We start from the raw sequence: 13533 nt of genomic DNA, 5'->3' as shown, positions 1-13533 counted from the left end.
GCCGTGGCGGCGGCCGTCAGAACAGGTGCGGGATCGACGTGCCGAGGGCGGTGATGAAGATCAGGTAGAAGGCGACGACGACGAGCGCGGAGTACAGGGCCGCGGCCCGCCACGTCTCGCCGCCCAGGAACTTCATCCAGACGAAGGACAGGAGCAGGGCGGGGATCTCGAAGCCGATCACGGGCATGAGCAGCACCAACCCCACGAGGGTCACGAGCCCGCAGGCGGCCAGCAGCGACTCCCGGGTGAACTTCTCCCCCTCTCCTCCGCGCCGGCCCAGGACCAGGTGGGACAGGCCGATCACGACGGCCACGACGCTCACCACGAACGGCCACATGCCGGGGGCCGGCTGCTGCGGTGTGCCCAGTCCCATGCGCAGGGACAGCACGGCCGCAGCAGCCGCCAGCACCGTGACCGCCAGGGTCGAGCCGAGGGCCGCCGCGCGGCCGCCGGGCGGCGGGCCCTCGGCCTCCCACCGGGCGGCGAGCTGCTCCGGGGTGAGCTCCTCGACCGCCGTCTCCGGGTCGTGGAGGACGTCGGCGACGGAGGCCGTGCCGTCCGGGCGGGACTGCTTCATGGAGTCGCTCCTGGCTGTAGTGGTCGGCAGGGCCGTGGTGGTGGTCATGGCGGCGCCGGTCCCTACTCGGCGAGGGAGATGTCGTGCTCCTCGACGAGCTGCTCGTAGCGCTCGGCGAGCTCGGTCCACTCCGCCTCGACCTCCTCGCCGGAGACCTCCCACGGGGTGAGCAGGTTCTGCTCGTTGAAGTCCTGGTAGGCCTCCGACTGCACGGCGGCGTCGAAGGCCTCGACCAGCCGCGCCTTGACGTCGTCCGGGAGCCCTTCGGGAGCGGCCACCGCCCGGTACTGGGAGACGGGGACGTCGTAGCCGGACTCGACGGCGGTGGGCACGTCGGGCAGGAACTCGTTGCGCTCCTCGGAGAACACCACGATCGGCGTCACCTCGCCGGCGTCGATCTGCGGCTTGGCCTCGCCCAGCTGGACGGTGGCGACCTGCACCTGGTCGCCGAGCACGGCGGTCAGCGCCGGGGAGCCGGAGTCGAAGGGCACCTCGGTGCCGGTGATGTCGGCCTGCGCGAACAGCACGGTCTGGGCCAGCTGGGAGCCGGTGCCCACGCCGGTGGTGCCGTAGCTGAACGAGCCCGAGGCGCCCTGCACGTCCTCGAGGGACTCCAAGCCGGACTCCTTGCTCGCGACCATCACGTAGTCGTCCTGGGACAGGCCCTTGAGCACCTCGACGTCGTCCAGGGACACGGCCTCCTCCTCGCCCACGGCCAGCGGCGTGATGGTGATCAGCGAGGCGTTGAGCAGCACCAGGTTCTGGCCGTCGGGGGACGCGCCGGCGACCTCCTGGGTGGCGAGGGCGCCGTTGGCGCCGGGCTTGTTCACGACCGGCATCGGGACCCCGAGGTCCTCCGCGGCGGCGTCGGACACGGCGCGGGCGATGAGGTCGGTGGATCCGCCGGCGGCCTGGCCGACGGTCAGGGTGATGGGATCCGTCGGGAAGTCCGCCCCGGAGGCGCTGCTGCCCCCGCCGACGTTGCCGCCGCACGCGCTGAGCGCGAGGAGCGAGGTCGCTGCGGTGACGCCGACGAGCGCCGTGCGGAACGAGGTGTTCTTCATGGGTTCTCCTGAAGGGGTGAGGGATCGGAACCGCCCGACCGGGGCGCGAGAGGACTCGCACCCCTGTGAGTGGCATCACAAGCGGATCGGTTCCCGAGCCTAAAGAGGGATGATGATGCCTGTCCAAGCCAATTCGTGCATTGAGTAATACCCGGAGGACATGATGTTCACACTCGATCAGGCACGGAGCTTCATCGCCGTCGCGGAGGAGCTGCACTTCGGCCGCGCCGCCGTGCGGCTCAACATGACGCAGCCTCCCCTGAGCCGCCAGATCCAGAAGCTCGAGAAGACGGTGGGGGTCGAGCTCCTGGAGCGGGACAACCGCCGGGTGGCGCTCACGGCCGCCGGGCGGGCGTTCCTGGTCGAGGCCCGCAAGCTGGTGGTCGCCGCCGACCGGGCGCCGCTGCTGGCGCGCCGGATCGCCGCCGGGCGCTCGGGGGTGCTGCGGATCGGCTTCACGGCGGCCTCCGGGTTCAGCCTGCTGGGACCGCTGCTCAGCGAGATCGAGCGGGTGCTGCCGGACGTCGACGTCGACCTGCAGGAACTGGTGACCGGCGAGCAGCTGCAGGCGCTCGAGAACGGCGACCTCGACCTCGGGCTCGCCCGCCCGCCCTTCGACACGGAGCTCTTCGAGTCGCAGCTGCTGCTCGCCGAGGACCTGTACGTCGCCGCCCCGGCCGACCACCCGCTGAGCACCCTCAGGCGGCCCGTCACGTCGGCCGACCTCAAGGACCTCCCGCTGATCATGCACTCCCCCACCAAGGCGCGGTACTTCTACGACCACGTGGTGCGGCTCGTGGAGGTGGAGCACCGCAACGTCGTCCACACCGTCAGCCAGGTCCTCACCATGGTGGCGCTCGTGGCCGCGGGGCGAGGAATCGCCTTCGTCCCGGAGTCCGCCCGGCTGCTCGGCATCGACGGCGTGTCCTACCACCGGCTGGCCAGCAGCTCCTCGGGCTCCGTCGAGCTGCACGCCCTGTGGGACCGCACCTCGAAGAATCCCGCCCTGCACCACCTGCTCGACCTCCTGCGCACCCAGCCGCACTGAGCACAGTATCGATGCCCTCAGTGCATGACTCCATTCAAAAACGGCCTTGGACAGCATCAAAAGTCCTCCCTAGGGTGAGACGTGATTCACAGGCAGAACGCCTCACCTCGACCCATGCGAAGGACGACGACCGTGGCCACACACACTCCCCGGGAACTGGCGGACAAGCTCAAGGACGGCCTGCTGTCCTTCCCCGTCACCGCGTTCGACCAGGACCTGCTCTTCGACGAGAGCGCCTACCGCCAGCACCTGTCCTGGCAGGCCTCCTACCCCGTGGCCGGGCTCTTCGCCGCCGGCGGCACCGGGGAGGGCTTCTCCCTCACCCCCGAGGAGACCGCCACCGTGGTGGCCGCGGCCGTTGACGAGGTCGCCGGCCGGGTCCCCGTGCTGGCCCCGGCGGCCGGCAACACCGCCCAGGCCGTGCGCAACGCCGCCGACGCCTCCGCCGCCGGCGCCGAGGGCCTGCTGCTGCTGCCCCCCTACCTCACCGAGTGCGACCAGGAGGGCCTGCTCGCCCACGCCTCGGCCGTGTGCGCGGCCACCGACCTCGGGGTCATCGCCTACAACCGGGCCAACGCCATCTACTCCGCCGCCACGATCGCCCGGCTGGCCGAGCGGCACGAGAACTTCATCGGCTTCAAGGACGGCGTCGGCGACATCGAGCACCTCACCAAGGTCTACGCCACCAACGGGGACCGGCTGTTCTACCTCGGCGGGCTGCCCACCGCGGAGACCTTCGCCCTGCCCCTGCTGCAGCTGGGGATGAGCACCTACTCCTCGGCGATGTACAACTTCGTCCCCGAGTTCGCCCTGGAGTTCTACGCCGACGTCCGCGCCCAGGACCGGGCCGCCGTCACGGACAAGCTCAACCGGTTCGTGCTGCCCTACATCGAGATCCGCGACCGGGTGAAGGGCTACGGGGTCTCCATCGTCAAGGGCGGGCTCAAGGCCGTGGGCCGGCCCGCCGGCGGGGTCCGCCCCCCGCTCCAGGACCTCACCGAGACCGACCTCGCCGACCTCACCGCCCTCATCGACGCCCTCCCCACCGGCACCCCGGCGGACACCCTGCAGCGGGCCTGACACCAGCCTCTCCCCAAGAGACCGCACGCACAGACAGCGAAGGAAACCCATGTCCGTGAGCACCCAGACCACCACCCTCTCCGGCCACTCGATCATCGCCGGCCGCCAGGTCGTCGGCACCGGCGGCACCACCCACGGCATCGACCCGGCGACCAACGCCGAGCTCGAGCCCGCGTACTCCCTGGTCGACGAGGCCCAGCTCGCCCAGGCCACCGCGGCCGCCGAAGAGGCCTTCGAGTCCTTCAGCAGCCTCGACCCCGAGACCCACGCGGGCTTCCTCGAGAAGATCGCCGCCAACATCGAGGCCGCCGGCCCCGAGCTGGTGGACCGCGCCTCGACCGAGACCGGACTGCCGAAGCCCCGCCTGCAGGGCGAGCTGGCGCGCACCACCGGGCAGCTGCGGCTGTTCGCCCGTGTGGTGCGGCAGGGCGACCACCGCGGCGTGCGCATCGAGCCGCCCCTGCCGGAGCGCACCCCCCTGCCCCGCCCGGACCTGCGCCAGCGCAAGGTCCCGCTGGGCCCGGTGGCCGTGTTCGGGGCCAGCAACTTCCCGTTCGCCTTCTCCACCGCCGGCGGCGACACCGCCTCCGCGCTGGCAGCCGGCTGCCCGGTGGTCTTCAAGGCGCACAACGCCCACCCCGGCACGGGAGAGATCGTGGGCCGCGCCCTCACGGACGCGGTCCGCGAGAGCGGCCTGCACCCGGGGGTGTTCTCGCTGATCTACGGTCCCGGCGCGAGCATCGGCCAGGCCCTGGTCAGGGACCCGGCCATCAAGGCCGTCGGGTTCACCGGGTCCCGCGGCGCCGGCACGGCGCTGATGGCCACGGCTGCGGCCCGTCCCGAGCCCATTCCGGTGTACGCCGAGATGAGCTCCATCAACCCCGTCTTCCTCTTCGACTCCGCCCTGCGCGGTGACGCCGAGGAGTTCGCCCGCGCCTACGTCACCTCCCTGACGGGCTCCTCCGGGCAGCTGTGCACCAACCCGGGTCTGCTGTTCGTGCCCGAGGGAGAGGCCGGCGACGCGTTCCTGGCCGCCGTTGGGCTCGTACTGGCCGACGCCGAGGGCGCGACCATGCTCACCCCCGGCATCGCCCGCTCCTGCCGGGAGGGCATCGACGCCCTGGGCTCCCAGGAGGACGTCGAGATCGTGGCCCGCGGCAAGGAGGGCCCCACCGAGAACGCCCCCGCCCCCGTGGTCTTCGGCGCCCAGGTCCCCACCTTCCTCACCAACCCGGTGCTGCAGGAGGAGATCTTCGGCGCCTCGTCCCTGGCGATCCGCTACGGCTCCGCGGAGGAGCTGGTGGCCGCGGCGGCCCGGATGGAGGGCCAGCTGACGGCGAGCCTGTTCCTGTCCGAGGAGGACGTCCCCACCGCGGCCCCGCTGCTTCCGGTGCTGGAGCGCAAGGTGGGCCGGATCCTCGCCAACGGCTGGCCGACCGGCGTGGACGTGGGCGAGGCGATGGTCCACGGCGGCCCGTTCCCGGCGACCTCCGACTCGCGGACCACCTCGGTGGGCACGCTCGCGATCGAACGGTTCCTCCGCCCCGTGGCCTACCAGAACATCCCCGCCGCCCTGCTGCCCGCGCCCGTGCAGGACGACAACCCGTGGCACCTCAACCGCCGGGTCGACGGCCGCATCCAGCTGGCCGGCCCCCAGGAAGGAGACCGCGCATGAGCGCCCAGCCCACCGTCGCACGGCTCGAGGTCGTGCCCGTCGCGGGGCACGACTCCATGCTGCTCAACCTCTCCGGCGCCCACGGGCCGTTCTTCACCCGCAACGTGGTGATCGTGACGGACTCCGACGGGCGGACCGGCCTGGGCGAGGTCCCGGGCGGGGAGGCGATCCGCGCCACGATCGAGGAGGCTGCCGGGCTGCTGGCGGGGCAGCCCGTGGCGCTGTTCCGCACCCTGCTGCGCCGGGTCGCCGCGGCCTTCGCGGACCGGGACGCCGGCGGGCGCGGCCTGCAGACCTTCGACCTGCGCACCGCCGTGCACGCCGTGACCGGCATCGAGTCCGCCCTCCTGGACCTGCACGGGCAGTTCCTGGGCGTGCCGGTGGCCGAGCTGCTCGGCGACGGGCAGCAGCGCGCCTCGGTGCCCATGCTGGGCTACCTGTTCTTCGTGGGCGACCCGGACAGCACCGGCCTGCCGTATCTGCGCGAGCCCCACGGCGCGGACCAGTGGGAGCGGGTGCGCCGGGAGGAGGCGATGACCCCCGAGGGCATCGTGCGCCTGGCCGAGGCCTCCCGGGAGCGGTACGGCTTCAAGGACTTCAAGCTCAAGGGCGGCGTCCAGGCCGGCGACCTCGAGGTCGACGCCGTCACGGCGATCAAGGAGCGATTCCCCGAGGCCCGGGTCACCCTCGACCCCAACGGCGGCTGGCTGCTCGAGGAGGCCGTCCGGCTGGGCCGGCGGATGCAGGGCGTGGTCGCCTACGCCGAGGACCCGTGCGGCGCCGAGGGCCGGTTCTCCGGCCGCGAGGTGATGGCGGAGTTCCGGCGGGCCACCGGCCTGCCGACGGCGACGAACATGATCGCCACCGACTGGCGCGAGATGTCCCACGCGGTGCGTGCCGGCGCCGTGGACATCCCGCTGGCGGACCCGCACTTCTGGACGATGGCCGGTTCCGTGCGCGTGGCCCAGCTGTGCCACGAGTTCGGGCTGACGTGGGGCTCCCACTCCAACAACCACTTCGACATCTCCCTGGCCATGTTCACCCACGTGGGTGCGGCGGCACCGGGCGAGATCACCGCGCTGGACACGCACTGGATCTGGCAGGACGGCCAGGGCCTCACCCGGGAGCCGCTGCGCATCCGCGACGGCGAGATCCGGGTGCCCGCGAGCCCGGGCCTCGGCGTGGAGCTGGACCGCGAGCGCCTGGCGGAGGCCCACGAGCTCTACCTCGAGCACGGGCTGGGCGCCCGCGACGACGCCGCGGCCATGCAGTACCTCATCGAGGGCTGGAGCTTCGACCCGAAGCGCCCCTGCCTGGTCCGCTGAGCCGGAGAGGAGCGGCCGGATGACGGGGGTGCTGCTGGGCTTCGGCGTGGTGGCCGTGCTCACGGCCGTCGGTTTCGCCACCGCCGCGCTGCTGCCCGGTGAGGCCCGCACCATGCGTGCGGGCCTCACCCCCGTCATCTACTACCTGACCAATCCGGCGCTGATGGTGGTGCTCGTGGCGGGCACCGACCTCGGGGCCGTGCTCGGGGTCTACACCCCGATCGCCCTCGCCACCGCCGCGGTGGCGGGTGCGCTCTTCGCCCTGTACAGCGGCCTGGTGCTGCGCCGGGGAGCGGCCCGCACGGCGGTCGGCGCCATGGCCTCCTCCTACGTGAACGCCGGGAACATCGGGCTGCCCATCGCGCTCTACGCGGTGGGCAGCGCCGCGCCCGTGGTCTCCGTGCTGCTGGCCCAGCTGCTGGTGATCGCCCCGCTCTATCTGCTCGTGTTCTCCTGGGCCACCCGCCCGTCGCGCCGTGCCGGTCCGGGAGCGGCAATCCGGACGGCGGCCCCCGGGCGGACGAGCACCTCGACCGGCCGCACGATCGTGCGGTCGGTGGCGAACCCCGTCACGGTCGGCACCGCGGCCGGAGTGCTGCTCTCCGCGACCGGCCTGGAGGTGCCCGAGGTGCTGTGGGCCCCCCTCGAGATGCTCGGCCAGGCGTCCGTCCCCCTGCTGCTCCTGCTGTTCGGGATGGGACTGCACGGGCAGCGCCCGTTCCGGAACCGCGCGCTCGTGCCGGACGTGCTCGGCGGGACGCTGGTCAAGGTGGTCGCGATGCCCGTGCTGGCGTGGGCGATCGGCAGGTTCGGGTTCGGCCTGGGCGGCACCGAGCTGCTGGGCGTGGTCGTCATGGCGGCCCTGCCCACGGCCCAGAACGTGTTCCTGTTCTCGTCCCAGTTCCGGATGCCGGCCAACGCCGCCCGCGACATCATCCTCCTCAGCTCGTTCCTCTCCTTCCCGGCCGTCCTCCTCGCCGGCCTGCTCCTGCACTGACCCGGGGCGCCCCGCGTGCACGGCACCGGCGCTGCACGGGGTCGGAGCGCTGTCGCAGTACCGTGGAGCCTGTCCGGGCCGCCCCTCGCGGGGCCGGCCTGCCCGCCAGCCCCGAGGAGACCTCCCCGTGCCGAGCCCGAGCGCCGATCCGCCGAGCGCCCCCACGTCCCGCCGGGCGCTCGTCTACCTCGCCGTGTGCGTGGTCCTGGTGGGCCTGAACCTGCGCACGGTCTTCTCCAGCTTCTCCGCGATCCTCCCGGAGATCACCGCGGCCGCCGGCCTCCCCGGGTGGGCGGTCACCGTGCTGACCACCGCCCCGGTGACGCTGCTCGGCGTCTTCGCGCCGTTCGCGCCGCGCCTGGCCCGCCGGTTCGGGTCCGAGAACGTGCTGCTGGGCGCGATGGTGGTCCTGACCCTGGGCCTGGTGGCCCGCGGGCTGCCCCTGCCCGGGGCGAGCGCCCTGCCGCTGCTGCTCGCGGGGACGGTCGCGTGCGGCGCCGCGATCGCCCTGGGCAACGTGCTGCTGCCGTCCATCGTCAAGCGGGACTTCGCCCACCGGATCGGCCTGATGAGCGGGCTCTACACCACCGCGATCTGCGCGTCCGCCGCCCTCGGCGCGGGCCTCACCTACCCGGTGTTCCAGGCCACGGGCTCCTGGCGGGGCTCCCTGGCGGTGTGGGCGGTGCCCGCGGCCGTGGTGGTGGCGCTGCTCGTGCCGGTGGCGCTCCGCCGCCGGGCGCCCGGCCCCCCGCCGCCAGGGACCGACGGGCCCGGCCCCTGGCGCTCGCCGGTGGCCTGGCAGATCACCCTGTTCATGGTCTTCCAGGCGATGATGTCCTTCAGCGTCTTCGCGTGGCTCGCCCCCATCCTGCGGGACCGCGGGATCGACGGCGCCGCCGCCGGGCTGATCGTGGCCGTGTCCATCCTGCTCCAGATGACGGGCTCGCTCTTCGCCCCGGTCCTGGCCGCGCGGATGGCCGACCAGCGGGTGCTCAACGCCGCGGTGGCCCTCATGGCCGGCGGCGGCTTCGTGCTCTCGATCTTCGGGCCCCTCCAGCTGATCTGGGTCTGGACCGGGCTGCTGGGGCTGGGCCAGGGCAGCCTCACCGCCGTGGCCCTGACGATGATCGCGCTGCGGACCCGCAGCAGCCACATGGCGGTGCGGCTCTCGGGCATGATGCAGGGCGTCGGCTACGGCGTGGGCTCCTCGGGCACCTTCCTGGTGGGGCAGCTGCTGCACTGGACCGGGGGCTTCGCCGCGGCGGGCGTCATGTTCGCGGCGGTCGGCACGCTCGCGGCGGTCTTCGGCTGGCAGGCCGGCCGGGCCCGCCTCATCCGGGAGTGACCACCCCGTCCGCCGCGCCCCGGGGCGCGGCGGTGGAGGAGCGCTCGACGAGCGAGGTCTGGAGCTGGAGCGGGTGGACCCGGCGGGACCCGCCGGCCAGCAGGGTGATCGCGCGCTCGACGGCCATCTCGCCCATGGCGTGCAGGGGCTGGCGCACCGTGGTCAGCTTGGGCGAGGCCCAGCGCGCGAGCAGCGTGTCGTCGAAGCCGACCACGCTGAGGTCCTCGGGCACCCGCAGCCCCGCCTGCCGGGCGGCCTCGAAGGCGCCGAGGGCGGCCTCGTCGGAGGCCGCGAACAGGGCCGTGGGCGGGTCCTCGAGCTCGAGCAGCTCCTGGGCGCCGGCGAAGCCCGCCTCGTAGCTGAACCCGCCGCCCGTCACGAGGCCGGGGTCGTGCGGCACCCCGGCGTCCTCCAGGGCGCTGCGGTAGCCGGCCAGGCGCTCGCGCGCCGGGACCGAGCCCCCGGCGCCGCTGAGGTGGCCGATCCGGCGGTGCCCGAGCCCCAGGAGGTGGGTGGTGGCCTCGTGCCCGCCGGCCCAGTTGGTGGAGCCGATGCTGGGAACCGTGGACGGCAGGCTGTTCACGGGGTCGATGGCCACCAGCGGGACCTGCGCGTGGGCCGCGGCGGCCACCTGCTCCGCGGTCAGCGGGGTGGTCACGGCGATGACCGCGGTCTCGCCCGTGCGGCCGCAGCGGGCGAACCAGTCCTCGGAGAACGGGGAGACGTCGCCCTGCTCGAGGCTCGGCAGCGTGCTCAGCATGAGGTCGGCCTCGGCGCGGCCGCAGGCGTCCACGGCGCCGGCCATCACCTGGAGGGAGTAGTTGCTCTCGAGGGTGTCGAAGACGAGCACGATGGCCGTCCGGGGCCGGCGGGCGGCCGAGCCCGTGTAGCCGAGGTCGGCGACCGCGGCCCGGACCCGCTCCCGCGTGTCCTCCCCCACGTCGGGGCGTCCGTTGAGCACCTTGGAGACCGTGCCCTTGGAGACGCCGGCCTGGGCGGCCACCTGGCTCAGCGTGGTTCTCTTCATGCGGGACGATCTCCTCGGACGCGGGCGGGTCACGGGCGGACGGCGAAACGTTTCGACGCACTTCGCCGCAGTGGCCCCGGTCACACCAGGGGGTTGACGGGTGTGAAACAGGCCACTTACTCTTCTCGCAACGAAACGCTATACGAAAAGTTTCGTGGGCGCAATGCATTGCTCGACGACGAGGAGAACGCCATGACCACCCACCGCAGCCTCCGCCCCGCGCCCGCCGGCGCGCACCGGGGCCCCTTCTCCCCCCGCTCGCTGTCCCGCATCGCGCTCGTGGGCGCCGCGGCCCTGACCCTGGCCGGGTGCAGCGCCGGGGCCCAGCCCGGCGGCGGGGGCGGCGAGGGCGGCGCCAGCGCCTGGACACTGACCGGCGGCGCCGAGGAGACGTTCCGCAGCTCCTTCCAGGCGTGGAACGACGCCAACGGCGACAGCCCGATCACCGCCGAGTACTTCGCGAACGACGCCTTCAAGGAGAAGATCCGCACCAGCGTCGGCTCCGGCAACGCGCCGACCCTGATCTACAACTGGGGCGGCGACACCCTGGAGAGCTACGTCGAGAACGGCAGCGTGGTGGAGCTGACCGGGGAGATCCCCGAGATGGAGGAGCGCGCCCTCGACTCCGTGCTGGAGACCGGCAAGGTGGACGGGAAGCTCTACGCCGTCCCGAACAACAACACCCAGCCCGTCATCCTGTACTACAACACCAAGCTCTTCGAGGAGGCCGGCGTCGAGGTCCCCACCACGTGGGAGGAGATGCTGGACGCCGTGGAGGCCTTCAAGGCCGAGGGCGTCACGCCGATCTCCGTGGCCGGCTCCAGCCAGTGGCCGTACCTGATGTGGATCCAGTACCTCACCGACCGGATCGGCGGGCCCGAGGTGTTCCAGGCCGTCGTGGACGGCGAGGAGGACGCGTGGTCGCACCCGGCGATCACCCAGGCCCTGGAGAAGATCCAGGAGCTCGTCGAGGCCGGCGGCTTCGGCGACGCCTACGGATCCGTGGTGGCCGACGCGGGCGCCGACGTGGCGCTCGTGCACACCGACCAGGCGGCCATGATGCTGCACGGCAGCTGGGTCTACTCCAGCTTCCTCACCGACGCCCCCGAGTGGACCGCCGAGGGCAACCTGGGCTACACCACGTTCCCCGAGATCGAGGGCGGACAGGGCGACCCGCAGAACATCGTGGGCAACCCGGCGAACTTCTGGGCCGTGTCCGCGGACGCGTCCGAGGAGGAGCAGGCCACGGCCCTCGAGTACCTCGACGACATGAACCTCGACGACGCCGCGGTCGACACGCTCTTCGACGCCGGGCTGATCCCCGCCGTGGACGGCGTGGAGGACAGGATCGCCGAGACCGAGCACCCGGAGTACCTCGACTTCGCCTACTCGATGGTCCAGGACGCGCCGAACTTCCAGCTCTCCTGGGACCAGGCGCTCCCGGCCGACCAGGGACAGGCCCTGCTGACCAACCTCAGCCAGGTCTTCGCCGGCGAGATGAGCCCCGAGGAGTTCCAGACCGCGATGAACGGGACGCTCTGATGCTCGTGCGCTCCTCCACCCGGCGGAGGGCCCGGGCGGGCGCCGGCCCCAGCAACTGGATGCTGGCGCCCGCCCTGGTCTTCTTCGGCATCTTCGCGATCGGTCCGCTGCTGGGCGTCCTGGTGCTGTCCTTCATGGAGTGGGACGGCCTGGGCACCCCGCAGTGGACCGGGGGCGAGAACTGGGTGTCCGTGCTCGAGAACCCGGTCTCGCGGCAGGCGATGGTGCTGACGGTCCAGCTCACGCTGCTGAGCTACGCCGTGCAGTTCCCGCTGAGTCTGCTGCTCGGCGTGTTCATGGCCGGCCGCCAGCGGTACCGGGAGTTCCTCTCCGTCCTGTACTTCCTGCCGATGCTCTTCTCGGCCGCGGCGATCGGCATCGCCTTCAAGGCCCTGCTCGACCCGAACTTCGGGCTGTCGCGGGCGTTCGACGCGGCGCTGCTGCGGCAGGACTGGCTGGGTGACGGGAGCCTGGCGTTCTACGTCGTCGTCGTCGTCATCTCGTGGTCCTTCATCCCCTTCCACTCGCTGCTCTACCAGGCGGGGGTCCGGCAGATCCCGCGGACCATGTACGAGGCCGCCACCATCGACGGCGCGGGCACGGTGCGGCAGTTCTTCTCGATCACGCTGCCGCAGCTGAAGTACACCATCGTGACGTCCTCCACGCTGATGCTGGTCGGCTCCCTGACCTACTTCGACCTCGTCTTCGCCCTCACCGGGGGCGGGCCGGGCACCGCGACCCGGATCCTGCCCCTGGACATGTACCTGACCGGATTCCGCAGCAACCAGATGGGCGAGGCCAGTGTCCTGGCGGTCATCCTCGTCGCCGTGGGGCTCACCCTCGCCCTCGGCCTGCAACGGCTCACCGGGGCCGAAAAGATGGAGAGCCAGGCGGAAGGTGCGTAGTCCCATGAGCACACGAACCACGGACACCCCTCCCGTGCGCACGCGGCCCGGGGGCGCGCCCCGCCCGGACGCCCGGCCGGCGGCCGCCCGTCCCGCCCGCCGGCGCCGGGGGCTCCCGAACATCCCGGCGGCCGTCGGCGGCTGGCTGTGGCTGGGCGCGATCATCATCCCGATCTACTACATCGCCATCACGAGCCTGAAGCCCCGCGAGGACTACTACTCCACGAACCCGCTGCTGCCCTCGTCCCCGACGTTCGCGCCGTACGCCACGGTCCTGCAGAACCAGTTCGTCCAGTACTTCCTCAACAGCGTGGTCGTGGTCGTGTTCACGGTGGCCGGGATCGTCTTCCTGTCCCTGCTCGCGTCCTACGTGATCGTGCGCAGCCGGAGCGGGCTGGCCGTGTTCTCGAACCGGCTGTTCCTGCTGGGCATCGCCATCCCGATCCAGGCGACGATCATCCCGATCTACCTGATCATCGTCCAGCTCGGCCTCTACGACACCCTGGCCGCCCTGATCCTGCCCGGGATCGCGTCCGGGATCCCGATCACGGTCCTGATCCTGACGAACTTCATGCGGGACATCCCCAACGAGCTCTACGAGTCCATGACCCTCGACGGCGCCGGCGACTGGAAGGTCTTCCGCACGCTCGTGCTGCCGCTGAGCCTGCCCGCCATCACCACCGTGGGCGTCTACAACGCCCTCAACAGCTGGAACAACTTCCTGTTCCCGCTGATCCTCACGCAGAGCTCCGCGAAGCGCACGCTGCCCCTGTCCCTGTGGACCTACCAGGGGGAGTTCCAGGCCGACATCCCCGCCGTCCTGGCCGCCGTCGTCCTCTCGGCGCTGCCGATCCTCGTCCTCTACGTCTTCGGGCGCCGGCACCTCGTCGCCGGGCTCACCGCCGGCTTCGGCAAGTGACGCGCCCACCGAGCAGAAAGAACACCCCC

Annotated in this window: 12 protein-coding genes; 9 read left to right on the top strand and 3 right to left on the bottom strand. The window is 72.2% G+C overall.

Features of this window, described 5'->3' with window-relative positions:
- Nucleotides 1-16: 16 nt before the first annotated feature.
- Nucleotides 17-625 carry a tripartite tricarboxylate transporter TctB family protein gene (locus ACZ2G1_RS14310; RefSeq protein ID WP_229587592.1) on the bottom strand — a complete coding sequence of 203 codons (609 nt, stop codon included), beginning with the start codon at nt 623-625 and terminating at the stop codon, nt 17-19.
- Between the two features lie 14 nt (nt 626-639).
- Nucleotides 640-1641: a Bug family tripartite tricarboxylate transporter substrate binding protein gene (locus tag ACZ2G1_RS14305; RefSeq protein ID WP_017834659.1), complete on the bottom strand. Its 1002-nt coding sequence runs from the start codon at nt 1639-1641 to the stop codon at nt 640-642.
- Nucleotides 1642-1804: 163 nt separating this feature from the next.
- Between ACZ2G1_RS14305 and ACZ2G1_RS14300 the strand changes: the two genes are divergently transcribed.
- The 6 genes from ACZ2G1_RS14300 (at nt 1805) to ACZ2G1_RS14275 (ending at nt 9111) form a co-directional block, all read left to right on the top strand.
- Entirely contained in the window at nt 1805-2689 is an 885-nt protein-coding gene (locus ACZ2G1_RS14300; protein ID WP_017834658.1) for a LysR family transcriptional regulator, read from the top strand.
- Between the two features lie 132 nt (nt 2690-2821).
- Nucleotides 2822-3769 (top strand): 5-dehydro-4-deoxyglucarate dehydratase, encoded by a 948-nt coding sequence (gene kdgD, locus ACZ2G1_RS14295; RefSeq protein WP_109243165.1) that lies wholly within the window; start codon nt 2822-2824, stop codon nt 3767-3769.
- 49 nt (nt 3770-3818) lie between these two features.
- A complete protein-coding gene (locus tag ACZ2G1_RS14290) occupies nt 3819-5444 on the top strand; it encodes an aldehyde dehydrogenase (NADP(+)) (RefSeq protein WP_470377044.1) in 1626 nt (541 codons plus the stop codon).
- Nucleotides 5441-6769 carry an enolase C-terminal domain-like protein gene (locus ACZ2G1_RS14285; RefSeq protein ID WP_095650252.1) on the top strand — a complete coding sequence of 443 codons (1329 nt, stop codon included), beginning with the start codon at nt 5441-5443 and terminating at the stop codon, nt 6767-6769. Before ACZ2G1_RS14290 ends, ACZ2G1_RS14285 begins: the two co-directional genes overlap by 4 nt.
- Nucleotides 6770-6788: 19 nt before the next feature.
- Nucleotides 6789-7766: an AEC family transporter gene (locus ACZ2G1_RS14280; protein ID WP_095650251.1), complete on the top strand. Its 978-nt coding sequence runs from the start codon at nt 6789-6791 to the stop codon at nt 7764-7766.
- 127 nt (nt 7767-7893) lie between these two features.
- Nucleotides 7894-9111 carry an MFS transporter gene (locus ACZ2G1_RS14275; RefSeq protein ID WP_109268363.1) on the top strand — a complete coding sequence of 406 codons (1218 nt, stop codon included), beginning with the start codon at nt 7894-7896 and terminating at the stop codon, nt 9109-9111.
- Here ACZ2G1_RS14275 and ACZ2G1_RS14270 read toward each other — a convergent pair.
- Nucleotides 9098-10138: a LacI family DNA-binding transcriptional regulator gene (locus tag ACZ2G1_RS14270; RefSeq protein WP_109268364.1), complete on the bottom strand. Its 1041-nt coding sequence runs from the start codon at nt 10136-10138 to the stop codon at nt 9098-9100. The genes ACZ2G1_RS14275 and ACZ2G1_RS14270 overlap by 14 nt on opposite strands.
- A gap of 192 nt (nt 10139-10330) precedes the next feature.
- On the opposite strand from ACZ2G1_RS14270, the gene ACZ2G1_RS14265 reads away from it, so the two are divergent.
- Genes ACZ2G1_RS14265 through ACZ2G1_RS14255 form a run of 3 tightly spaced genes read left to right on the top strand, consistent with a single transcriptional unit; the run spans nt 10331 to nt 13504 of the window.
- Nucleotides 10331-11680 (top strand): extracellular solute-binding protein, encoded by a 1350-nt coding sequence (locus ACZ2G1_RS14265; RefSeq protein WP_081615857.1) that lies wholly within the window; start codon nt 10331-10333, stop codon nt 11678-11680.
- Nucleotides 11680-12585 (top strand): carbohydrate ABC transporter permease, encoded by a 906-nt coding sequence (locus ACZ2G1_RS14260; protein WP_017834650.1) that lies wholly within the window; start codon nt 11680-11682, stop codon nt 12583-12585. The genes ACZ2G1_RS14265 and ACZ2G1_RS14260 overlap by 1 nt, the downstream gene beginning before the upstream one ends.
- 4 nt (nt 12586-12589) lie before the next feature.
- Nucleotides 12590-13504, top strand: coding sequence for a carbohydrate ABC transporter permease (locus ACZ2G1_RS14255; RefSeq protein WP_081615855.1), 915 nt, complete (start codon nt 12590-12592; stop codon nt 13502-13504).
- Nucleotides 13505-13533 lie beyond the last annotated feature (29 nt).

Source organism: Kocuria sp. KKT182 (assembly GCF_055635395.1).
This window is presented reverse-complemented; position numbering and strand designations above follow the sequence as displayed.